The 21,114-nt window shown below is 67.7% G+C and carries 20 protein-coding genes; 10 read left to right on the top strand and 10 right to left on the bottom strand.

The window, feature by feature from the left end; all coding sequences use genetic code 11:
- Nucleotides 1–8 precede the first annotated feature (8 nt).
- The 9 genes from ACZYY4_RS14595 to ACZYY4_RS14555 all read left to right on the top strand — a co-directional run bounded on the left by ACZYY4_RS14595 (nucleotide 9) and on the right by ACZYY4_RS14555 (nucleotide 7,859).
- Nucleotides 9–2,000 carry an ATP-binding protein gene (locus tag ACZYY4_RS14595; RefSeq protein ID WP_463810713.1) on the top strand — a complete coding sequence of 664 codons (1,992 nt, stop codon included), beginning with the start codon at nucleotides 9–11 and terminating at the stop codon, nucleotides 1,998–2,000.
- A complete protein-coding gene (locus ACZYY4_RS14590) occupies nucleotides 1,997–3,175 on the top strand; it encodes an acyl-CoA dehydrogenase family protein (protein WP_463810712.1) in 1,179 nt (392 codons plus the stop codon). Before ACZYY4_RS14595 ends, ACZYY4_RS14590 begins: the two co-directional genes overlap by 4 nt.
- Nucleotides 3,175–3,963 (top strand): enoyl-CoA hydratase family protein, encoded by a 789-nt coding sequence (locus ACZYY4_RS14585; protein WP_463810711.1) that lies wholly within the window; start codon nucleotides 3,175–3,177, stop codon nucleotides 3,961–3,963. The genes ACZYY4_RS14590 and ACZYY4_RS14585 overlap by 1 nt, the downstream gene beginning before the upstream one ends.
- Nucleotides 3,964–4,018: 55 nt before the next feature.
- On the top strand, nucleotides 4,019–4,618 hold the full coding sequence (locus ACZYY4_RS14580; protein WP_463810710.1) for a DUF1707 SHOCT-like domain-containing protein: 600 nt from the start codon (nucleotides 4,019–4,021) through the stop codon (nucleotides 4,616–4,618).
- Between the two features lie 71 nt (nucleotides 4,619–4,689).
- Nucleotides 4,690–5,004, top strand: a complete 315-nt coding sequence (locus tag ACZYY4_RS14575) for a DUF2563 family protein (RefSeq protein WP_463810709.1) — start codon at nucleotides 4,690–4,692, stop codon at nucleotides 5,002–5,004.
- The gene (locus tag ACZYY4_RS14570; protein ID WP_463810708.1) at nucleotides 5,001–6,371 is read left to right on the top strand and encodes a putative alpha/beta hydrolase; all 1,371 of its coding nucleotides are present in this window, start codon (nucleotides 5,001–5,003) and stop codon (nucleotides 6,369–6,371) included. Before ACZYY4_RS14575 ends, ACZYY4_RS14570 begins: the two co-directional genes overlap by 4 nt.
- Nucleotides 6,372–6,431: 60 nt before the next feature.
- Nucleotides 6,432–6,689, top strand: coding sequence for a hypothetical protein (locus ACZYY4_RS14565; RefSeq protein ID WP_463810707.1), 258 nt, complete (start codon nucleotides 6,432–6,434; stop codon nucleotides 6,687–6,689).
- Nucleotides 6,690–6,708: 19 nt separating this feature from the next.
- Nucleotides 6,709–7,215: an LpqN/LpqT family lipoprotein gene (locus ACZYY4_RS14560; RefSeq protein ID WP_463810706.1), complete on the top strand. Its 507-nt coding sequence runs from the start codon at nucleotides 6,709–6,711 to the stop codon at nucleotides 7,213–7,215.
- A gap of 26 nt (nucleotides 7,216–7,241) precedes the next feature.
- Nucleotides 7,242–7,859, top strand: a complete 618-nt coding sequence (locus tag ACZYY4_RS14555) for a class I SAM-dependent methyltransferase (protein WP_463810705.1) — start codon at nucleotides 7,242–7,244, stop codon at nucleotides 7,857–7,859.
- On the opposite strand, the gene mnhG is transcribed toward ACZYY4_RS14555, so the two are convergent.
- The 8 genes from mnhG to ACZYY4_RS14515 all read right to left on the bottom strand — a co-directional run bounded on the left by mnhG (nucleotide 7,844) and on the right by ACZYY4_RS14515 (nucleotide 15,874).
- The gene (gene mnhG / locus ACZYY4_RS14550) at nucleotides 7,844–8,194 is read right to left on the bottom strand and encodes a monovalent cation/H(+) antiporter subunit G (RefSeq protein ID WP_463810704.1); all 351 of its coding nucleotides are present in this window, start codon (nucleotides 8,192–8,194) and stop codon (nucleotides 7,844–7,846) included. The two genes, ACZYY4_RS14555 and mnhG, sit on opposite strands and share 16 nt — an antisense overlap.
- Complete coding sequence (locus ACZYY4_RS14545; RefSeq protein ID WP_463810703.1) at nucleotides 8,191–8,472, bottom strand: monovalent cation/H+ antiporter complex subunit F; 282 nt, start codon at nucleotides 8,470–8,472, stop codon at nucleotides 8,191–8,193. The genes mnhG and ACZYY4_RS14545 overlap by 4 nt, the downstream gene beginning before the upstream one ends.
- Nucleotides 8,469–8,996, bottom strand: coding sequence for a Na+/H+ antiporter subunit E (locus tag ACZYY4_RS14540; RefSeq protein ID WP_463810702.1), 528 nt, complete (start codon nucleotides 8,994–8,996; stop codon nucleotides 8,469–8,471). Before ACZYY4_RS14540 ends, ACZYY4_RS14545 begins: the two co-directional genes overlap by 4 nt.
- Entirely contained in the window at nucleotides 8,993–10,591 is a 1,599-nt protein-coding gene (locus tag ACZYY4_RS14535; protein WP_463810701.1) for a Na+/H+ antiporter subunit D, read from the bottom strand. The genes ACZYY4_RS14540 and ACZYY4_RS14535 overlap by 4 nt, the downstream gene beginning before the upstream one ends.
- Complete coding sequence (locus tag ACZYY4_RS14530; RefSeq protein WP_463810700.1) at nucleotides 10,588–11,052, bottom strand: Na(+)/H(+) antiporter subunit C; 465 nt, start codon at nucleotides 11,050–11,052, stop codon at nucleotides 10,588–10,590. The genes ACZYY4_RS14535 and ACZYY4_RS14530 overlap by 4 nt, the downstream gene beginning before the upstream one ends.
- Nucleotides 11,049–13,949, bottom strand: coding sequence for a Na+/H+ antiporter subunit A (locus ACZYY4_RS14525; protein WP_463810699.1), 2,901 nt, complete (start codon nucleotides 13,947–13,949; stop codon nucleotides 11,049–11,051). Before ACZYY4_RS14525 ends, ACZYY4_RS14530 begins: the two co-directional genes overlap by 4 nt.
- Before the next feature lie 252 nt (nucleotides 13,950–14,201).
- Nucleotides 14,202–14,858, bottom strand: a complete 657-nt coding sequence (locus ACZYY4_RS14520; RefSeq protein WP_463810698.1) for a response regulator transcription factor — start codon at nucleotides 14,856–14,858, stop codon at nucleotides 14,202–14,204.
- Complete coding sequence (locus ACZYY4_RS14515; RefSeq protein WP_463810697.1) at nucleotides 14,858–15,874, bottom strand: HAMP domain-containing sensor histidine kinase; 1,017 nt, start codon at nucleotides 15,872–15,874, stop codon at nucleotides 14,858–14,860. Before ACZYY4_RS14515 ends, ACZYY4_RS14520 begins: the two co-directional genes overlap by 1 nt.
- Nucleotides 15,875–16,216: 342 nt before the next feature.
- On the opposite strand from ACZYY4_RS14515, the gene ACZYY4_RS14510 reads away from it, so the two are divergent.
- Nucleotides 16,217–17,584 (top strand): PPE family protein, SVP subgroup, encoded by a 1,368-nt coding sequence (locus ACZYY4_RS14510; protein ID WP_463810696.1) that lies wholly within the window; start codon nucleotides 16,217–16,219, stop codon nucleotides 17,582–17,584.
- Nucleotides 17,585–17,587: 3 nt separating this feature from the next.
- Here ACZYY4_RS14510 and ACZYY4_RS14505 read toward each other — a convergent pair whose 3' ends face one another.
- Together ACZYY4_RS14505 and ACZYY4_RS14500 are read right to left on the bottom strand one after the other, a co-directional pair.
- Nucleotides 17,588–19,714, bottom strand: coding sequence for a VWA domain-containing protein (locus ACZYY4_RS14505; protein WP_463810694.1), 2,127 nt, complete (start codon nucleotides 19,712–19,714; stop codon nucleotides 17,588–17,590).
- Complete coding sequence (locus tag ACZYY4_RS14500; protein WP_463810841.1) at nucleotides 19,707–21,095, bottom strand: sigma 54-interacting transcriptional regulator; 1,389 nt, start codon at nucleotides 21,093–21,095, stop codon at nucleotides 19,707–19,709. The genes ACZYY4_RS14505 and ACZYY4_RS14500 overlap by 8 nt, the downstream gene beginning before the upstream one ends.
- Between the last annotated feature and the right edge of the window lie 19 nt (nucleotides 21,096–21,114).

Raw genomic sequence — 21,114 nt, 5'->3', positions numbered from 1 at the left:
CGGAGTCAATGATCAGCACTGTTCTGGTGGCCAACCGCGGCGAGATCGCCCGACGGGTCTTCGCGACCTGCCGTCGACTGGGCCTGGGCACGGTCGCGGTCTACACCGACCCCGACGCGAACATGCCGCACGTCACCGAAGCCGACGCGAAGGTGCGCCTGCCGGAGACCACCAGCTACCTGTCTGCCGAGGCGATCATCGCCGCGGCGCAGGCCGCCGGCGCCGACGCCATCCATCCCGGCTACGGATTCCTTTCCGAGAACGCCGACTTCGCCGCGGCCGTGCAGGCCGCCGGTCTGACCTGGATCGGGCCGCCGGTGGCCGCGGTGACCTCGATGGGCTCCAAGATCGAGTCGAAGAAGATGATGGCCGCCGCGGGCGTGCCGGTTCTCGAAGAACTCGACCCGGCAACCGTCACCGCCGCTCAACTGCCGGTGCTGGTGAAAGCCTCCGCGGGCGGCGGTGGCCGCGGCATGCGGGTGGTCAGCGAATTATCTTCCCTGGCAGGCGAAGTCGAGGCCGCCCAGCGCGAGGCCGCTTCGGCGTTCGGCGACCCGACGGTGTTCTGCGAGCGCTACCTGCCAACCGGGCATCACATCGAAGTGCAGGTGATGGCCGATCAGCACGGCACGGTGTGGCCGGTCGGTGAGCGGGAATGCTCGATTCAGCGCCGCCACCAGAAGGTCATCGAAGAGGCGCCGTCACCGTTGGTGGAACGCACCCCCGGGATGCGCGACAAGCTGTTCGAGGCCGCCCGGCTGGCGGCCAGCGCGATCGGCTACACCGGTGCGGGCACCGTGGAGTTCTTGGCCGACTCCCGCGGCGAGTTCTACTTCCTGGAGATGAACACCCGGCTGCAGGTCGAGCACCCGGTCACCGAGGAGACCACCGGCTGCGATCTGGTCGAGCTGCAGTTGGCGGTGGCCGACGGCGCCCGGCTCGAGCCGCAACCGCCTGCATCGCACGGCCATTCGATCGAGGCGCGGTTGTACGCCGAGGACCCGGCCCGGGGCTGGCAGCCGCAGGCCGGGCCGGTGCACGCCATCGACATCCCCGGAGTGGCCGCACGATTCCACACGCTGTGCGGGCACACCGGGGTTCGGCTGGACTCCGGCATCGACGACGGGTCGACGGTGTCCATCCACTACGACCCGATGCTGGCCAAGGTGATCAGCTACGCGCCCACCCGCCGTCAGGCGGCGGCGGTACTGGCAGGCGCGTTGGCACGCGCCCGGCTGCACGGGCTGCGCACCAACCGCGACCTGCTGGTCAACGTGCTGCGGCACCCGGCGTTTCTCGAAGGCGCCACCGACACGGCGTTCTTCGACACCCACGGCCTGCCCGAGTTGTCCGCACCGCTGGCCGACGCCGGGACCGTCCGGACATCGGCGGTGGCGGCGGCACTGGCCGACGCCGCGCACAACCGGGCCACCGCAGAGGTATTCGGCTCGCTTCCCAGCGGCTGGCGCAACGTGGCGTCGGGGTTCCAGACCAAGACCTACGCCGATGACGACGGTGTCGAATATCGAATCGAATACCGTTTCACCCGAACCGGTTTGACCATCAACGACGAGATCAGCCTGGTCTCATCCAGTCCGGACGAGGTGGTGCTGGCCGACCCGGCCGGCGTCGCGCGCACGTTCAGCGTCGCCCGCTACGGCCCGGCTTTCCAGGACGTCTACGTCGACTCCCCGGCCGGCCCGGTGCACTTGGTGGCGTTACCGCGATTCCCCGACCCCGAATCCGCCGTCGAACAGGGGTCACTGCTGGCACCGATGCCGGGCAACGTGATCCGGTTGGGTGCCGAGCTCGGCGACCCGGTGACCGCCGGCCAACCGCTGATCTGGCTGGAGGCCATGAAGATGGAGCACACCATCAGCGCACCGGCCGACGGGGTACTCACCCACCTCAACGTCAAACCCGGCGATCAGGTAGAGGTCGGCGCCGTGCTGGCCCGTGTCGAAATGCCCGAAGCATCAGTAGAAGGAGATCCGCTGTGACCGATTCCACGAGCGACACCAGCTTCATCGAAAGCGACGAACGTCGGGCACTGCGCGAGGCGGTCGCCGCGATGGCAAAGAACTACGGCCAGGACTACTACCTGGAGAAGGCACGCTCGGGGCAGCACACCGACGAATTGTGGAACGAGGCCGGCAAGCTCGGCTTCATCGGCGTCAACCTGCCCGAGGAGTACGGCGGCGGCGGCGCCGGCATGTATGAGCTGTCGCTGGTCATGGAAGAGATGTCGGCGAACGGCTGCGCGCTGCTGATGATGGTCGTGTCGCCGGCCATCAACGGCACCATCATCTCCAAGTTCGGCACCGACGAGCAGAAGAAGCGGTGGATTCCCGGCATCGCCGACGGGTCGCTGACCATGGCGTTCGCCATCACCGAACCGGACGCCGGGTCGAACTCGCACAAGATCACCACCACCGCGCGCCGCGACGGGCCGGACTGGATCCTCAAGGGCCAGAAGACCTTCATCTCCGGAATCGACCAGGCGCAGGCGGTGCTGATGGTCGGCCGCAGCGAAGACGCCAAGACCGGCAACCTGCGCCCGGCCCTGTTCGTGATTCCCACGGACACCCCCGGGCTGAACTACACGCCGATCGAGATGGAGATTGTCAGCCCGGAACGCCAGTTCCAGGTGTTCCTCGACGACGTGCGACTGCCGGCTGATGCGTTGGTGGGTTCCGAGGACGCCGCCATCGCGCAATTGTTCGCCGGCCTCAACCCGGAGCGCATCATGGGCGCGGCCAGCGCCGTCGGCATGGGCCGCTTCGCGATCGGCAAGGCCGTCGACTACGTCACCACCCGGCAGGTGTGGAAGACCCCGATCGGAGCACACCAGGGCCTGTCACATCCGCTGGCCCAGAACCACATCGAGATCCAGTTGGCCAAACTGATGATGCAGAAGGCGGCGACGCTCTACGACGCCGGCGACGACTTCGGCGCCGCGGAGGCAGCCAACATGGCCAAGTACGCCGCCGGCGAGGCATCGACGCGGGCGGTCGACCAGGCAGTGCAGTCGCTCGGCGGCAACGGGCTGACCAAGGAGTACGGCATCGCCGCGGCGATCGCCGCGTCCCGGCTGGCCCGGATCGCGCCGGTGAGCCGGGAGATGATCCTCAACTTCGTCGCGCAGACGTCGTTGGGCCTGCCCCGGTCGTACTGATGGACACGCTGGTTTCCTACACCGGACCCGAGGACACCGGAGATGGCTCGGCCCGGCTGACCCTGGACTCGCCGCACAACCGCAACGCGCTGTCGTCCACCTTGGTCACCCAACTGCACGCCGGCCTGCGCGACGCAGCGGCCGACCCGAACGTGCGGGTGGTGGTGCTCGGCCACACCGGCAACACGTTCTGTGCCGGCGCGGACCTGAGCGAAGCCCGCGAGGGCGACCCGGGCGACCTGGCCGCCGACCGGGCCCGCGAAATGGCGGCCCTGCTGCGGGCGATCGTGGAGTCACCGCGGCCGGTGATCGCGGCGGTCGACGGTCACGTGCGCGCCGGCGGCATGGGGCTGGTCGGCGCGTGCGACATCGCGGTCGCCGGGCCTGCCAGCACCTTCGCCCTGACCGAGGCCCGGATCGGCGTGGCTCCGTCGATCATTTCGCTGACACTGCTGCCCAAGCTGTCCGCCCGGGCAGCCGCCCGCTACTACCTGACCGGCGAGAAGTTCGGCGCGGCCGAAGCCGCCGCGATCGGGCTGATCACCCTGGCTGTGGAGAAGGAGGGCGACCTGCAGGCCACCGTCGCCGGCCTGGTCGCCAACCTGCGGCTCGGATCCCCGCAGGGGTTGGCGGCCTCCAAGGCGCTGACCACCGCTGCGGTGCTCGCCGGGTTCGACCGCGACGCGGAGCGGCTCAGCGTGGCCTCGGCACGGATGTTCGTCTCCGACGAGGCCCGCGAAGGGATGCTGGCGTTCCTGCAGAAACGTCCGCCCAGCTGGACGAGCTAGCTACTTTGCCCAACCGTGCTTACGGCAAATCGGTTCGTCGTAGGCTGTCTAGCCAATGAGGAATTCAGCCCGACGAACCCACGACTCCCACGGCGCGCCCCCGCGCGCCGCGGATACCGACCGGATCCAGTTGGCGCAGCTGCTCGGTGACGCCGCTGCGCAGGGCCAACTGCCGATGCGTGAGTACGAGGACCGGCTGGCCAGGGCCTACGCGGCACAGACCTACGACGAGCTCGACGGGTTACGCGCCGACCTTCCCGGTTCCTCGGTCTGCCCGCACCGCGGCGGCGACTGCAAACCCGCGCCCTCCACGCTGCTGCTGGCGATCATGAGCTCTTTTGAGCGGCGCGGACGGTGGAACGTACCCAAGCGGCTGACCACGTTCTCGCTGTGGGGCGGCGGGGTCATCGATCTGCGCTACGCGGACTTCACCGCACCGGACGTCGAGATCAACGCCTACTCCATCATGGGCGGGCAGACCATTCTGCTGCCGCCGGAAGTCAACGTCGACATCCAGGGGCACGGAGTGATGGGCGGTTTCGACCAGCACGTCGAGGGCCAGGGCACCCCGGGCGCCCCAACGGTGCGGATCCGCGGCTTCTCGCTGTGGGGTGGGGTGGGCATCAAACGCAAGCCGCGCAAGCCGCGCGACTGAGCTGAATTGACGGCGTCGCGTCCACCGGTACGCTTTGAGCTCGGACAAAGCAGACCGGAAGGTAGCAAGCGATGCACGTCAACCCACATGCGTTACGCACCGGGGCCGACGTCTCCGATGACGCCGGTGGGCACGCCGATACCGGCTCCCAGCGACTCGGGCTGGCCGGTGTGAACGCCGGGATGTTCGGTGACTTCGAGGACGCACACAGCTTCCACACCGCGCTGGGCAGCGCAAAAGACGACCATCGCGACGCGCTGCAGGATCACCACCGCAACCTCGTCGGCATCGCCGAGAACGTGCGCACCGCCGCCACCACCTTCACTCGCATGGACAACCACAACGCAAAGCTGCTGCGAGACGTAGCCCCCGGCTCCGGGCAGTGAGCCGCCCGACTCTGCAACACCTGCAAGTCGCCGATCTCATCGCCGCCGGCGGCGGTGACCCCTGGGCGGTCGACGACAGCTTGCAGGCCGGCAGTCCGACCCAGATCAACTTCCTCGCCCAGGCGTTCCATCAGGCCGCCGGCTCGGCCACCGCCGCCGAGCAGACCTTCCAAACGGCCCAGCAGCACTTCCAGCAGTACAACCGAGAAAACGGTGAACAACCGATCAACAACGGCGCCGAGGTGCAACGCGTCAAAGACGGCCTGCACGCCACCAACGCGCAACTCGGCCAGATCGCCGCCGACCTGGAGACCATCGCCGGCGACCTGGCCCAGGCCCGCGCGGCCTCCCAGGCCAATACCACCGCACTCAACGCCAACCTGCTGGTCCTCGACGCCCGTATCGGTGTCTACCTCAGCCAAGCCAGCCAGGGACAGAACCACGACGCCGACATCCAGCAGGCTCGTCAGCTGGCCCACAACGACACCGCCACAGCACTGCACAACGCCACGTTCATTCGCGACACCTACTCCAAGACCCTGCAGCAGGCCCTGACCAACCTGCGCGTAAAAGACGGCTACAACCCCGATATTCGCAAGTACGACGCCGAGCAGGCGCCGGCCGGGGGTGCCGACGGCGGCGCGGGGGCCGCCGGTCACACCAACGGCACACCTGACGGCCGTCCCGGCACCGACGGCGGGGCCGGTGGGGCGAGCAACGGCCCGGGGGCGTCCGACGGCACGGGCGGTAACGGCGCCGCCGGGGTTATCGCGCCCTGGCTGGCGCCCGGCACACCGGTGATGACCCGACCCGGGGGGCCACTGGTACCGCCGCCCGGAGCGACGAAAATCGGTGGGAACTGGGGGAACGTCGGCGACGGCCTAGCGGCGGCAGGACGGCAAGGTAACCTGCCCTGGGTCCGGCCGGACCTGCCGGCATTCGTTCCGGGCGGATCACCGAGCACCGCGATCCCCGGCGGCGTCCCGACGTCGCAAGCCATGGAGAGCGTCGAGAAGTTCGGCAAACGCCTGGGTGTCGCGGGCAACGTCGTCAGTTTCGCGAATGGGTACTTCGAGATCACCAACGACGTGAACAACGGTGTCCCCTTAAGCACCGCCCTGGTCGACGTGGTGCCTAAAACCGCAGGCGACATTACCGGCGGATTGGTGGGTGCGGGCATGGGCGCGGAGACAGGCGCGACGGTGGGGGCTACCATCGGCACGTTTTTCGGCCCAGGGCCGGGAACCGCCGTCGGCGCAGTCTTGGGCGCCGGCGCCGGGGCGGTCGTCGGCGGCTGGCTCGGCAGCGAGTTCGGTAAGGACGTGGGCGAGGAAGTTTCGAGTGTTTGGCACGGATTGTTCGGCTGAGATGCACGGCAAAGGAGATTGATTACCATCGCTAACGCAAACGCCGCCATATTGATCGCCATGGTCGTCATGCTTCTTGTCGCCATCCCCGTGGATCCCCGCAAGAACGCGAAGTCAAAGTGGATCTTTTGGCTCATCGGACCGATGGTGTGCACCGCATCGGTTGCGACCGGGTTCTACGGCTCCATGAAAAGCCCCGAGACGTCAGACGTGATCGGCGCAATCATCGGAGGAGCGATGCTCACCTACATCGCTTTCGGCGGCATCTACCTCCGCAAGCGCTGGCCGGTCGGGCGATGGCCTGGCTCTCGTTCTTGACGCACCGAAAGGACCTGGCATGGAAGCCGCCGATCAGCCGCCCGGCGATGGACCGATCACCTTGGATCCCCGCGACACCGACGAACCGACGATCACCCTCCCGAAGCCGCCGGGCTGGCAGTTCATGCCCAGCAACGACTCCCCGCCGCTGCGCGGTGTGCTCTACAACCAGGAACTGCGCCGGCACGGCTTCACCCCCAACGCGGTGGTGACGTGCGAGGAACTCACCGGCCAGGTCGGACTTCCGTCGCAGGCCTTGGCCAAGGAGCGCGCAGCGATCACCGAACTCGTCGGTGAGCTCGACACCGACGTCCCAGGAACGGTGTCGGGGTTTGCGAGCAGAACGATCACCTACAACCTGCAGGGCCGGCCCGCGACCGGCCTGATCGTGGCCGTGCAGAACACCAAGAACCGGATCTGGGCGATCACCGTCACCGTCCAGACCACCGACGCCGACAACCCGCACTACATCGAGGCCAAGCAGACGATCCTCGATTCCCTGGAAGTCCGCCTGCCCAACCGGTGACGCGGTGTCCCTGCAACAATGCAGCCATGGTCGAGCAGAGCCTCTGGATGCAAAAAGTCGCCGCCGATCCCGGGCATTCGCAGTGGTACATCGAACGCTTCCGCGAGATGGCCCGCACCGGTAACGATTTGGGCGGCGAGGCCCGTTTCATCGACGCGATGGCGTCACGCGGCGCCCGCATCCTCGACGCCGGCTGCGGCCCGGGCCGGGTGGCCGGTCTGCTGGCCACAGCCGGTCACGACGTGGTCGGTGTCGACGTCGACCCGGAGCTCATCGAGGCGGCCGCGCAGGATCATCCCGGGCCGCGCTATCTCGTCGGCGACCTGGCCGAACTGGACCTCCCCGCCCGCGGCATCGCCGAGCCGTTCGACGTGATCGTGTCGGCGGGCAATGTCATGACGTTCGTCGCGCCGAGCACCCGCGTCGAAATCTTGCGCCGGTTGTGCGCCCACTGCGCCGACGACGGCCGGACGGTGATCGGCTTCGGCGCCGACCGAGACTACGAGTTCAAGCAGTTCTTCGACGACGCGGCCACCGCAGGGTTCGCGACCGATCTGCTGCTGGGCACCTGGGACCTGAGGCCCTTCACCGGCGATTCCGACTTCCTGGTCGCGGTGCTGCGCCCGGCTCAGCGCGAAGCCTGATCCTCTTCGTCGGTGAGTTCGACCAACTGGTCGACGGCCAGCATCTCGGTCACATCCTGCTCTTGGTAGGCCAGTCGGCCCACCCGGTGCGCAACCACCGGCGCGGTGATCAGGGTGAAGATGATGCTCACGGTCACCATCCCGGCGTCGTGGCTGCCGCGCAACCGGATCAACGCGGCGATCAGCACCAGCAACAGGCCCAACACCTGTGGTTTGGTGGCCGAGTGCATCCGGGCCAACGTGTCCGGGAAGCGCAGCACCCCGATCGCCGCCGTCAGCGCCAGCACCGCCCCGGCGAGCCCCAGCACACTGGCCACCACGTCGAGCACAATCATGGCTGCCTCCCCGAGTCCAACGGCGTGTCCGGCACCCGGAAGCGGGCCACGCTGACCGACCCGATGAAGCCGACCAGGGCCAGCGCCGCGAGGCTGTATGTCACGGTCGTGTCCCGGGTGACCGCAGCCCAAATACCGATGCCACACATCGTCATGGCAGCCAAGGTGTCCAGCGCCACCAGTCGGTCCAGCGTGCTGGGCCCGGCCAGCAGCCGATACATGGTGAGCACCGCGGCTATCCCCAACAGCACGCCGGCGGTGCCCCAGATCACGGTCATGCGCTTCCTCCAACCGGCTGCCACTCGGAGTCGCGTTCAAAGGCGGCGATCAACAATCGCTCCACTTGCGCGGCCTGGTGGTAGAAGTGCTCGACTGAACGAGCGTTTCCCACATCGATCACGTGGCAGTACAGGATGCGACGCACCTGGTCGATCTCCAGCACCATCGATCCGGGAATCAGTGTGGTGATGCCGGCCGCCAACACCAACACCAGATCGGATTTGATGTTCAGCGGCACCCGCAACACCCCGGTCTGCGGCGGGGGCCCGGGTTTGATCGCCAGCCACATCAACTGGACACTGGACGCCACCAGGTACCAAGCGAGCAGACCCAGCAGCTGCAGCACCGACCACGGATGCACCCGGCCCTGCACCGGCACCGGCGGCAATGGCAGCAGCACCATGATGACCACGGCGACCACCACCCCGACGACGAGGTTGGGGATCGTGAAACGGCCCCACAGCAACGTCCAGACGATGGCCAGGGCGCACACCGCAAAGATCCGTAGCGCTATCGGCCTCACGGCGCTTCCCCAGACAACACGACCGAGATGTATTCGCCGCGGTCGAGTATCTCGGCTGCGGCGCGCTCGGTGTAGCCGAAGATCGGGCCGGCAAACACCGTGAACGCCAGCCCCAGCACGATCAGCGCGATCGTCGGCACCACCATCCCGATGGGCATCCGGCCGACGTCAGCGCGGTCGTCGAAGGCGACCTCGCCGATGTCATCGAGCAGCACCGGCGGCGTGGCGCGCACCAGCTCTCCCTCGGGGGCGTCGCTGCGTAACCGCCAGAACGCCTTGGTCCACACCCGCGCCAGCACGAACAGGGTCAGCAGACTGGTCACCACCGCGCCGCCCACCAGACACCAGGCCAGCACCGAGCCGTCACTGACACCGGCCTGCAGCACCGCCGTCTTGCCGATGAAGCCCGAAAAGGGAGGAATACCGCCGAGATTGAACGCCGGGGCCAAGAACATGAACGCCAGCAGCGGGTTGGCCACCAAGCCGCCGAGCCGCTTCAGCGACGACGCACCGCTCTGACGTTCGATCAATCCGGCCGCCAAGAACAATGTCGTCATCACGATGATGTGGTGCATCACGTAGAAAATGGCGCCGGACATACCCATCTGGCTCGACAGCGCCACCCCGAACACCATGAAACCGATATGGCTGACCAACGTGAACGACAGGATCCGCTTGATGTCGCTCTGCGCGATGGCGCCGAAGATGCCCACCAACATGGTGAGCAGCGCCGCGACCAGCAGCACCGAGTCCAAACCACCGTCGGGAAACAGCAGCGAATGTGCCCGGATGATCGCGTAGACACCGACCTTGGTCAGGATGCCGGCGAACACGGCGGTGATCGGGGCGGGCGCCGTGGGATAGGAATCGGGCAACCAGGCCGACAGCGGGAAGACGGCGGCTTTGATGCCGAACCCCACCAGCAACACCGCGAACACCGCACTGCGGGTGCCGCCGGGCATGTCGTTGGTGCGGACAGCCAGCTCAGCCAGGTTCAGCGTGCCGGTCGATGCATAGACCAGAGCAATACCGAGCAGGAAGATCAACGACGACGTCATCGACACCATCACGTAGCCGATACCGGCCCGGATCCGTTCGGCGCTGGCACCGATGGTCAGCAACACGAAGCTCGCGGCCAACAGCATCTCGAACCCGACGAAGAGGTTGAACAGGTCACCAGCCAGAAACGCCAGAGAGACACCGGCCGACAGCGTCAGATACGTGGGCAGGAAGATGGACACCGGCTGACGGTCGTCACCGTCGCGGACCCCCTGGCCGATGGCGTAGACGATCACCGACAGCAGCACGACCGCCGACACGATCAGCATCAGCGCCGACAACCGGTCGACCACCAGGGTGATGCCGAGCGGCCCGCGTCCGCCCTCGGTCGGGCCCCAGCCGCCGGCGTGCAAAGCCAGGGTCCCCTCCCGGTCGGTGAGGAACAGCAACGCGGCGGACACCGCGACGTCCGCGGCCAGCACACCGATGGTGATCGGCTGCTGCAACCTGGGACGCCGGCCGACGATGAGGGTCAGCGCGGCACCCAGCGTGGGCAGTAGCACCGGAAGCGGGATCAGGGCAGCAGCGATACTCACCGTGACACCCCACTTTCGGCGACGGTGCTTTCCACGACGGCGTCCAATTCGCCGGGCGCCACCGGCCCACTGTGGTCTTCCTCGGCGGCGATGATCTCCTCGTCGGAGAGCTGGGACAGCCGGGTCGCCTCCTCGTCGTCACCGATGTCGTCGGCGGTGGTCAGGTGGTAGGAGCGGTACATCAACGCCAGCACGAACGCGGCGATGCCCATGGTGATGACGATGGCGGTCAGCACCATGGCCTGGGCCAGCGGGTCGGCGTCGTTCTCCATGCCCTCGGTGCTGTGGTAGATCGGCGGGCTGCCGCCCGGTCCGGAGACATCGATGATCAGCAGGTTGATGGCATTGCCGATCATCATCAGGCCCAGCAGCGCGCGGGTGAGGTTGCGCTCCAGCAGCATGTACACCCCGCAGGCGGTGAGTCCGGCGGCCATCAGCAACGGAACCAGATGTGCGGTCATGGTGCCTTCACCGCCGAGCGCTGCGCAGGTTGTTGCAGCTCCTGCACCTGATCCAGTCGGGCGCCGAGACTGCGCAGGACGTCGAGCACCATGCCGACCACGACCAGATACACCCCCACATCGAAGAACAACGAAGTCACCAGCTTCACCTGACCCAGTACCGGCAGGGTGAACGTGAACGCCGCAGACGACAGCACCGGCGCACCGACGAACAGCGACGCCAGAGCCGTGCCCCCGACCAGGCTCAGGCCGACGCCCAGGATCTTTCCGGAGTCCAGCGGCAGCGTCTCGCCGAGTTCGTATCGCCCGCCCGCCACATAGCGCAGCGCCAGTGCCAGTCCGGCGGCCAGCCCGCCGGCGAAACCGCCGCCCGGGTTGTTGTGGCCGGCGAACAGGAAATAGACCGAAACCATCATGATCAGCGGGAAGATGATCCGGCTCGCGACCTCCAACACCAGCGATCGCTGATTGGGATCGTGGTAGGCGCTGCCGCGCAGCCAGGTGGTGGACCCGATGGCCGGACTGTACGGGGTGGCGATACCCGGATCCTTGCGGTGTGCATCGGCATCCGCGGTCCGTGGCGCACGGCCGAATCGGCGGGTCCGGAACACCATCGAGGCCACCCCGGTCGCGGCCACCAGCAACACCGAGATCTCCCCGAGGGTGTCCCAGGCCCGGATGTCGACCAGGATGACGTTGACGGTGTTGGCGCCGTAGCCGCGGAGATACGCCGCGGCGGGCAACAGATCGGCGACCCCATCGCTGGTGCGGGCCGCCATCGCGAAAGCCCCCAACACAGCGACGCTGGCGCCGACCATGATGGCCAGCACCGCCCGCGGCAGGCGGTTCGTCGCCATCGTGGGACGTGTGGTCTCCGCCGGCAACGTCCGCAGCACCAGCACGAAGATCACCACGGTGACGGTCTCGACGAGCAACTGGGTCAACGCCAGGTCGGGTGCACCGTGGAACGCGAACGCCACCGCGCAGCCGTAGCCGGTCACCCCGACCATCAGCACCGCAGAAAGTCGGTTGCGCGCCACCGTGGCGCCGATCCCGCCGGCGACGACCAACACCGCGAGGGTGAGCTGCAACGGGGTGTCCCAGAGCTGCAGATCGATCCGGTCACGCGCACCCAGCATCAGGGCGGTCAGCGGCAGCACCACCAGCGTCGCGAAGATCACCGCCTGGTTGATCGGCAGCGAACCGCGCTGGGTGATCGCGGTCAGCCGCACCGCCGCAACATCGAGCAGCCGGATGAAGTCGTCATACATCTGGTCGGCCTTGCCCAGCGGCAGCCGGCGCAACCGGGACAGTTGCAGTGGGCCGCGCAAGAGGAAGATGCCGGCGCCGACCACCAGCACCGTCGCCGACAGGAATACCGGCAGCCCCGGACCGTGCCACAGCGCCAGGTGGTAGTCCGCGCCGTCGGGCACCGTGTCGGAGTACTTGTGCAGCACGGAGTCGAGCCCGAGCGGCCACAGCCCCAAAACCAGGCTCGCGACGGCCAATCCCGCCGGCACCGCCATGAAAGCGACGGTGGGGCGGTGCATTTCGACGACATGGGTGCTGGGCTCGGACCGGCCCTTGCCGGCGAAGCCACCCCACACGAACCGCGCGCTGTAGATCACGGTGAACATCGACGCCAGCACAGCTGCACCCAGCACGTACGGAATGGAGGCCCCCAGGGTCGGCGCCTGCGCCTCGGTCCCGAAGATGGTCTCCTTGGCGATGAACCCCACGAAGGGCGGCACCCCGGCCATGCTGGCGGCGGCCGCGGCGGCGATCAAAAACAGCCCCGGGCTGCGGCGCCCCAACCCGGCCAACTCGCGTAGATCACGGGTGCCGGTGGCGTGGTCGATGATCCCCACCACCATGAACAGGGCCGCCTTTGCGGCCGCATGCGCACACATCGCGGTCAGGCCGGCCAGCATCAGATCGTTTCCGCCGGCGCCGACCAACACGATCATCAGCCCCAGCTGGCTGACCGTGCTGTAGGCCAGCACCAGCTTCAAGTCGTACTCGCGGACCGCGCGCCAGCCCGCCAGCAGGGCGGTGGCCAGGCCCAGCACCACCACCGTCGGCCGCCATCCCGGTGAGTCGGAGAACGCCGGGGTCAACCGCGCAACCAGGTAGACCCCGGCCTTGACCATCGCCGCGGCGTGCAGATAGGCGCTGACCGGAGTCGGCGCGGCCATCGCGCCCGGTAGCCAGAAATGCATCGGTACGATCGCCGACTTGCTGAGCGCTCCGACCAAGACCAACAGCACGCCGACGGTGACAACCGTTCCGGACGGTGGGCGCGCCACCAGATCCGACAGCAGGTAGCTACCGGCTGCGTTGCCCAGCATGATGATGCCGACCAGCATGGCCAGCCCACCGGCGGCGGTCACCACCAATGCCTGGATGGCGGCACGGCGGTTGACGGCACGTTCGGCGTAGTGCCCGATCAGGAGGAACGACAACACCGTGGTCAGTTCCCAGAACACGTACAGCACCAGCATGTTGTCTGCGACCATCAGCCCGAACATGGTTCCCGCGAACGCGACCATCTTCGCGGCGAAGCCCGGCAGCCGCGGATCGGTGTCGGTGTGCGGAGCGACCGGCCGGAAATACTCGGCGCAATAGAACAGCACCAGGGCGCCGATCCCCAACACCAGCGCACACATGATCGCCGCCAGCGCATCGAAGCGCAGCGCGATGTCCATCGACAGCCCGGGCACCCAGGACACCGTCGTTCGGCGATCGTCGGCCGGGCCGATGGGCCAGTTCACCACCACCCACACCAGCGATACCAACGGGATCATCCCCAGCGGATAGAACGCCGCCCGCCCCCACCTGCGCACCAATACCGGCGCCGCAGCCGCTCCGACGGTATGGGCAAGCAGTATCGCTAGCATCAGTCTCCACAGTACAATTTGATTCCGGAAACGGAATCAGTTCTGGCACAACACATCTGGACAAGCGGGCGACATCAGGCAGCACCGCAACCGGTCGCGACAACGACGGGCACATCGAGTCAAGCTCAAACGTGCACCCAATCTCCCACCGCAACCAAAACCAGTTTCTGCGGTAAAACAGTCGAGCGCCATGGCATACGACCCCCATTCGCCGGGGGTCGCGACCCCCACTGGACTATTGGCGGCGTCCCGCTACGCCTCGATCAGGCCGGCCCGGATCGCGTAACGGGTGAGCGCCAATCGGTCGCGCAGGCCCAGCTTCTGCAGGGTATTCGTCCGGTGACGGTCGACCGTCTTGGCGCTGATACCGAGTGTTTTCGCGATCTCACGCGCCGACAAGCCCTCGGCGATCAGCTTCAGCACCTCCTCCTCGCGCGGTGTGAGAATGTTATCCGGCAGGTCATCGCCGTGGCGTGTCCTGTGCAGATAATCCCGGATCAGTGCGGTCACCGCACCGGCGTACAGAAACGGCTCGCCGCGCATCGTCGCCCGGCATGCCTCGAGCAGGTCGCGGTCGGCGACGGATTTCAGCACGTAGCCGGATGCGCCGGCCTTGAGGGCTTCGAAGAAGTACTGCTCGTTGTCGTGCATCGACAGCATCAGCACCCGCACGTGGGGATGGCTGCGGTTGATCTCGCGCGCGGCCTGCAGTCCGGTCATCCGGGGCATCGCGATGTCAAGGATGGCAAGGTCGACCGGAGTGTTCTGCAGAGCCGCCAGCGCCTCGGATCCGTCAGCCGCCTCGGCCACCACGCACAGGTCGGGTTCGGCATCCAGGATCATCCGCAGACCGCTGCGCACCAGGGCGTGGTCGTCGGCGAGCATGATGCGGGCCGGCTGTATCGCCATTACCGACCTCCCGCGCCCGGTCGGGCCGGCACCGCCAGCCTGACTTCGGTTCCCTCGTTGCTCGGGGATGTGATCGTCAGTGTGGCCTGCACCAGCATGGCGCGTTCCCGCATTCCGGTGATTCCAGCGCCTTGGCTGCTCACGCCGCCCTTGCCGTTGTCGGCGATCCGCAGCGTGGCCTCTGCTGCGGGGTTGATGTGCAGGTCCAGCCATACCTTCTGAGCTTCGGAATGGCGGGCGATGTTGGTCAGGCTCTCCTGGGCGATGCGATAGCAGACCAGGCTGACGTCGGGACTCAGCTGGTCGGCTTGTGCGGTGATCTGTTTGACGACGTCGATGCCGGTCGCCTGGGTGAACTGATTGCACAGCGCCTGCAGTGCACTGCGCAGGCCGAGGTCTTCCAGCGCATCCGGGCGCAGTCGGCGAGCGATGCTGCGCACCTCGTCAAGACTGGCCCGAACGATTTCCTGGGTGTCCGCGAGGTCACCGCGTATCTCCGCGGGAGCGGCGTCCACCGCCCGCTTGAGAGTGAGCAGAGCAACGGTGAGGGTTTGGCCGATCTGGTCGTGCAACTCCCTGGCGATCCGCTGCCGCTCGTTCTCCTGCACGGTCAGCACCGATGCGTTCGACGAGGCCCGCTCCGTTTCCAGTCGGTCCAGCATGCCGTTGAAGGATTCGATGAGGTGATGCAGGTCGCCGGCGCCCGGGTCGTGCACGCGGTCACTGGGACGGGGCGGATCGACTCGCCGCATCGAAGCGGCGAGCCGATCCAGCGGGGCAAGACTCGATCTCAACAACAGTGCGTTGGCGCCCACCACGACGGCCAGCCCGACTAGAAGTACCGGGATCTCGGTCAAGCGGACGGGCCCCGATACGGTTGCCGGGGACATGGCGAGCGCCAGCGTGCCCAGCGTGAAGACCAGACCGTTGATCAGCACGACCCGGCGAAACAGCCCACGCGCAGGGGGGTGCGCTCGCCGCCGAAACCTGTCGACGACCGCTCTCCAACGGTGCATGCCACCACCATCGTCTCCACAGCACCCGCTTGTCCATACGGGTTGCAGCGCGCCGCGAATGGGTGTCAAACACCATGGCGACCGGCGGGTTCCGGCTCGGAGAATGGAGGCACGTCCAGAACAGCGCGACAATCGACAGCACGTAGCCACCCCGGAGTGTCGAGCGCACTGGTGAGCCCTGGGCGAGTTAGATCGAGAGATCAGACCGACCGTAACCCACATCACCCCAGATGGCTCAGCAACCGGAGGGATGCAACTGCAATGAATCGCATTACCGGCGCGCACCCGAAGGCCACCGGTAACAGCGTGGTCCGGTCGTCGCGACCTGCCCGGGGCTGAGAAATGGATTTCGCGGCGCTACCCCCGGAAGTCAACTCCGGTCTGATGTATGCGGGCGCGGGCCCGGGGTCGATGCTCAGTGCTGCCACGGCCTGGGACGGGCTGGCCACCGAGCTTCATCTGGCCGCCACGGCCTACGAGTCCGTGGTTTCCGACCTGACGAGCGGGCCTTGGCTGGGGCCCTCGTCAACAGCGATGGCGGCCTCGATCACCCCGTTCGTGTCGTGGTTGAACATGACGTCCATCCAAGCCGAGAAGACCGGCATCCAGACCAAGGCCGCAGTGGCCGCCTACGAGGCCACCTTCGCCATGATGGTGCCCCCACCGGCGATCGCGGCCAACCGTGCTGCGTTGATGACGCTGCTGGCCACCAACATTCTGGGCCAGAACGCAGCGGCCATCGCGGCCAACGAAGCCGAATACGCCGCGATGTGGGCCCAGGACGCCACCGCCATGTACAGCTACGCGTCGCTGTCGACGACCGCCACCGAGATGGAGCCGTTCCAACCGCCGCCGCACACCGCCAATCCGGCCGGGCCGCTCGGCAACGGTGCGTCGCAGGCAGCCGGCGCCAACTCGGCGGGCAATACGGCACAGACGCTGCCGTCGCAGCTGACCTCGGCGCTTCAGGGCTCGTCCGAAGCCAGCTCGCCGTTTTCGGCCATGCCGGCACCCGCCGACCCGCCCATGGGGATCTTCGACTGGCTGGGCATCATCTCCGACGAGACCGCTCTCGGCATCGCCCTGCCGCTGTCGATTCTCGGTGTCTGGCTGGCGGGCGCCGCGATGTACTTCGCGGAGATGGACTCCCGCGAGATCTTCGATACCCAGGATGTGCTCCGCGGCGGCCAGCAGAGCATCTTGGACTCCCTGGGACAATTGGGGGTCACCGGCGAGCTGCCGTCGACCGAGAATCTTCGAGTGCCCCACGCCTCGGTGGTGGCGGCATTGGGTGAGGGCTACCCGCTCGGAGTGCTCTCGACGCCGATCAGTTGGGCCGAGCTGGCACCGGAGATCCGTCATGCCAGTTTCTCGACGCCGCTCGCCTCGTCACCGGCGGCCTCGCCGGGCGGGCTGGGCACGGCGTTCGGTCAGATGGCGCTGGCAGGTATGGGGGGCAGTGCGTTGGCCGGCGCCGTCAATCAGAATCGCGGAGACCGCAGCAAGACGCCTGCCGCTGCCGAGTCCACGTCGGCGCCGCCGGCGTCACCGGATCCGGCATCACAACCACCGGTGCCGGCGGCGAAATCTCCGGCGAGCTCGGTCATCGAGCTGGCAGCCGGGATCCGCGAACTGGGCCAACTCCACGACGCCGGATACCTGACCGAAGCGGAGTTCACCGAACAGAAGCAGCGGCTGCTGAGCCGGTGAGGATCAGCGGCGCCGTGACCGCAGGTAGTCACCGACCACGGCCGCGCCCAGCCCGTCGAGTTCGGGCACCACGACCCTGCCCTCAACCCGCCGCGCCACCTGGTCGATGAACCGGGCCAGCCCGGGGTCATCACCGAGCCGGAAGATCGTCACCTGCGCACCGAGACGGGCGACGTCATCGAAGCCCTTGACGGTGTGAGCGATGGTCCGAGGGTGCGGCGGGTAATCAAAAAACACCGCAGAACCCGCCCCTGCGCCGCCGTAATCCTCAAGGTGCGCAGTGGGTTCCCCGTCGGTGACCACCAGCACCACCGGTTGGGCGTTGGGGTGCCGGCGCAGGTGTCGCCCGGCCAGTGCCAGTGCGTGATGCAGATTGGTGCCCTGCTCGTAGACGCCCTCCAGCCCGGTCAGCTCAGCGGCGCTCACGGTGCGGGCGTAACGCCCGAAAGCGATGATCTCCAACGCATCCGAGCGAAAGCGGGTGCTGATCAGGTGGTGCAGCGCCAGGGCGGTGCGCTTCATCGGCAGCCAACGGTTGTCCATCACCATCGAGAACGACGTGTCCACCAACAGCGCGACAGCGGACTGGGTGCGGGTCTCGGTCTCGGACACCTCGACGTCGTCGACGCTGATGGACAATCGGCCGCGGGCCGCGCTGACACCCGGTTCATGCGGCTGGGAACCGCCGGGTCCATGCGGCGGTCCCAGCTTCGCCTCTCCTCCGTCGAGCCTCGCTGAACCGCCGGGTCCATGCGGCGGTCCCAGCTTCGCCTCTCCTCCGTCGAGCCTCGCTGAACCGCCGGCAACCTGCCGCAGTACCGAGTTGGTCAGGGTACGGGTGACGTTCCACGGTTCGGTGTCGCCGAACTGCCAGGGCCGGGTCGCCCCGGTCAGTTCGCCGGCCGCCCCGGCCCGGCGGTGGTCACGTTCGCCGCGGCGCCCCGAGAGTTGGCGTGCCACATCGCGTAACGCGGTTTCACCGAGCCGCCGCATCGCCTTGGGCGACAGGCGCCACTGTCCGTCGGAACTGCGGTCCAGGAATCCCTGGTTGAGCAGTGCGCGTTCCAGCTCGGCCAGCGTCCGTGCGTCCACTGCAGCCTGGTCGCCGAGCTGGCGTGCCAGCGCATCCAGGTCGACGTCGTCCATGCTGGCACCCGGATAGGCCTGCGACAGTTGTTCGGCCAGCTGCTCGAGTTCGGCGATGTCCGAGAGAGCCTGGGCGCCTTCACCCATTCCGAGCGGGTTGTCGCCGGAGAACTCCGACGAGCCACTCCAATCCTCCCCCGGCCGGGCCGCTTGCAGGTGCGCATCGAGGCGGCCCAGCGCCTGCTGCAACGACGACGATCCGAATGCCTGCTCCGCCAGCGCATCCAGCTCGGCGCGCTGCTCGGCGGACAGGCTGTTGCGGAAGCGCTGCGCAGCGGCGGCCCGCTTGGCCAGCGAGTCGAGTAACTCCTCGACGTTGCGTGGGTTCTCCGGGAAGAACTCGCCGTGCTTGTCCATGAAGTCCTGGAAATCCTGGGCGGAGTCTTGTCCTCTTGAGTGCTTGTCCAGCAGATCGTTGAGGTCATCGAGCATGTCGCTGACCCGTTGCCGGTCTTCGTCGGTGGCGCCTTCCAGCGCCTGCTTCATGCCGGCGAAACGCTGGTCGAGCATCTCGCGGCCGAGCAGGTCCTTGATCTTCTCGTAGGACTCCCGGGCCTGCGGGCTGCGCCAGTCGTAATCGGCCAGTTCCTGCACCGCCTTGGCCGGCGACGGCGACAGCCCCTCGATCTGCATCTCGGAGAACCGGGCGTCGTCGTCGAGTGCGCGGGCAAGCTCCTTGCGTTCGGCCAGTACCGCCTCGTCGAGCAGTTTCTTGACTTCCGCCAAGGTTCCGTCCAAATTGTTGCGGCGCAACAGTTCCCGACGCCGCCGCTGCGCCTCGGCGGCCAGCCGGTCGGCTCCGGTCATGGTCTTGGTCCCACGGCGCAGCAGCTCCTGAAGCGCCCGCCGCGGCGACGTCCCCTCCATCACGTCGCGGCCGATCTCCTCCAGCGCCTCGGCCAAGTCGACCGGCGGCGCCAACGGGTCCGGCCCACCGGTGTAGGCCGAATACCGTGACGCTCGGGAGGGATGGCCTTTAGCCATAGACGGTTTCGCCCTCGTCGGAGGTCTTGTCGATCCGCTTGGCCAAATACAGGGCTTCCAAAGCCAATTCGAGTGCCGCGGCGCGTTCGCCGTCGGACTCGGCCCCCAGCCGCTGGGCGACGGCGTCGATCACCGGCAGATCCGGCAGCGACGCCAGCACCGCTTTGGCCGACACCCGCTCCCCCGTCGTCACCGCCGCGTTCTCGACCGCCGACACCAGCGGCCCGACATCGATCCCGCCCAGCGCGCGCGATGCGGTGTCCGCGGTGGCCCGGCGCAGCAGGTGTTCCAGCACCGCCTGCTCGCGGCCCTCCTCACCGGATTCGAATTCCAGCTTGCCGCGCAGCACATCGACGATGGTGCCCAGATCGACCACCCGGGCCACCGGATCGGTTTCGCCCAGCACCGCGCCGCGGTGCCGCGCCGAGGCCGCCACCGTCTCCGCGGCTGCGATCGCGAACCGCGCCGACACCCCGGACCGCTGATCCACCGACCGCGACTCACGCAGGTAGCGCGCGAACCGGGCGAGCACCGCCAGCAGGTAGTCGGGCACCTGCGCACTCAGGTGGGCCTCCTGGCCGATCACGCCGACCTCCGCATCGAGCTCCAGCGGGTAGTGGGTGCGGATCTCCGCGCCGAAACGGTCCTTGAGCGGAGTGATGATCCGGCCGCGGTTGGTGTAGTCCTCCGGGTTGGCGCTGGCCACCACCAGCACGTCCAGCGGCAGCCGCAGCGTGTAGCCGCGCACCTGGATGTCGCGCTCCTCCATCACGTTGAGCATCGCCACCTGGATGCGCTCGGCGAGGTCGGGCAGTTCGTTGACGGCGACGACGCCGCGGTGCGCACGCGGAATCAGGCCGTAGGCGATGGTCTCGGGATCGCCCAGGCTGCGCCCCTCGGCGACCTTGATCGGGTCGATGTCGCCGACCAGGTCGGCCACCGAGGTATCGGGGGTGGCGAGCTTCTCGGTGTAGCGCTCGCTGCGGTGCCGCCACGCCACCGGCAGATCGTCGCCGAGCTCGGCGGCCCGCTTGATCGATTCAGGTGTGATCGGCGAGTACGGGTGCTCGCCGAGTTCGGCGCCCGCGATCACCGGCGTCCACTCGTCGAGTAGCCCGGTCAGCGCCCGCAGCAGCCGGGTCTTGCCCTGGCCGCGCTCGCCGAGCAGCACGATGTCGTGGCCGGCGATCAGCGCCCGCTCCAGCTGCGGTAGCACCGTGTCGTCGAAGCCGAAGATGCCGGGCCACAGGGTTGCGGGATCGTCGCCGTCGGCGAGGCGGGCCAACAGGTTCTCGGCGATCTCCTGCTTGACCCCCCTTTCGCGGTGGCCGGCGGCACGCAGCTCGCCGAGGGTTGAGGGCAGATCGTGCGGGGTATTCAGCGCGGTCACCACTCCAAGC

The sequence above is a fragment of the Mycobacterium sp. IDUB_21 genome, assembly GCF_055419425.1.
This window is presented reverse-complemented; position numbering and strand designations above follow the sequence as displayed.

What these genes read in the sequence shown, in the direction of transcription:
- ACZYY4_RS14515 (WP_463810697.1), bottom strand. Translation starts at nt 15,874, where the DNA reads ATGCACCGTTGGAGAGCGGTCGTCGACAGGTTTCGGCGGCGAGCGCAC.
- mnhG (WP_463810704.1), bottom strand. Translation starts at nt 8,194, where the DNA reads ATGATTGTGCTCGACGTGGTGGCCAGTGTGCTGGGGCTCGCCGGGGCG.
- ACZYY4_RS14530 (WP_463810700.1), bottom strand. Translation starts at nt 11,052, where the DNA reads ATGACCGCACATCTGGTTCCGTTGCTGATGGCCGCCGGACTCACCGCC.
- ACZYY4_RS14510 (WP_463810696.1), top strand. Translation starts at nt 16,217, where the DNA reads ATGGATTTCGCGGCGCTACCCCCGGAAGTCAACTCCGGTCTGATGTAT.
- ACZYY4_RS14545 (WP_463810703.1), bottom strand. Translation starts at nt 8,472, where the DNA reads ATGACCGTGATCTGGGGCACCGCCGGCGTGCTGTTGGGGATAGCCGCG.
- ACZYY4_RS14555 (WP_463810705.1), top strand. Translation starts at nt 7,242, where the DNA reads ATGGTCGAGCAGAGCCTCTGGATGCAAAAAGTCGCCGCCGATCCCGGG.
- ACZYY4_RS14520 (WP_463810698.1), bottom strand. Translation starts at nt 14,858, where the DNA reads ATGGCGATACAGCCGGCCCGCATCATGCTCGCCGACGACCACGCCCTG.
- ACZYY4_RS14560 (WP_463810706.1), top strand. Translation starts at nt 6,709, where the DNA reads ATGGAAGCCGCCGATCAGCCGCCCGGCGATGGACCGATCACCTTGGAT.
- ACZYY4_RS14580 (WP_463810710.1), top strand. Translation starts at nt 4,019, where the DNA reads ATGAGGAATTCAGCCCGACGAACCCACGACTCCCACGGCGCGCCCCCG.
- ACZYY4_RS14595 (WP_463810713.1), top strand. Translation starts at nt 9, where the DNA reads ATGATCAGCACTGTTCTGGTGGCCAACCGCGGCGAGATCGCCCGACGG.
- ACZYY4_RS14505 (WP_463810694.1), bottom strand. Translation starts at nt 19,714, where the DNA reads ATGGCTAAAGGCCATCCCTCCCGAGCGTCACGGTATTCGGCCTACACC.
- ACZYY4_RS14565 (WP_463810707.1), top strand. Translation starts at nt 6,432, where the DNA reads ATGGTCGTCATGCTTCTTGTCGCCATCCCCGTGGATCCCCGCAAGAAC.
- ACZYY4_RS14525 (WP_463810699.1), bottom strand. Translation starts at nt 13,949, where the DNA reads ATGCTAGCGATACTGCTTGCCCATACCGTCGGAGCGGCTGCGGCGCCG.
- ACZYY4_RS14585 (WP_463810711.1), top strand. Translation starts at nt 3,175, where the DNA reads ATGGACACGCTGGTTTCCTACACCGGACCCGAGGACACCGGAGATGGC.
- ACZYY4_RS14575 (WP_463810709.1), top strand. Translation starts at nt 4,690, where the DNA reads ATGCACGTCAACCCACATGCGTTACGCACCGGGGCCGACGTCTCCGAT.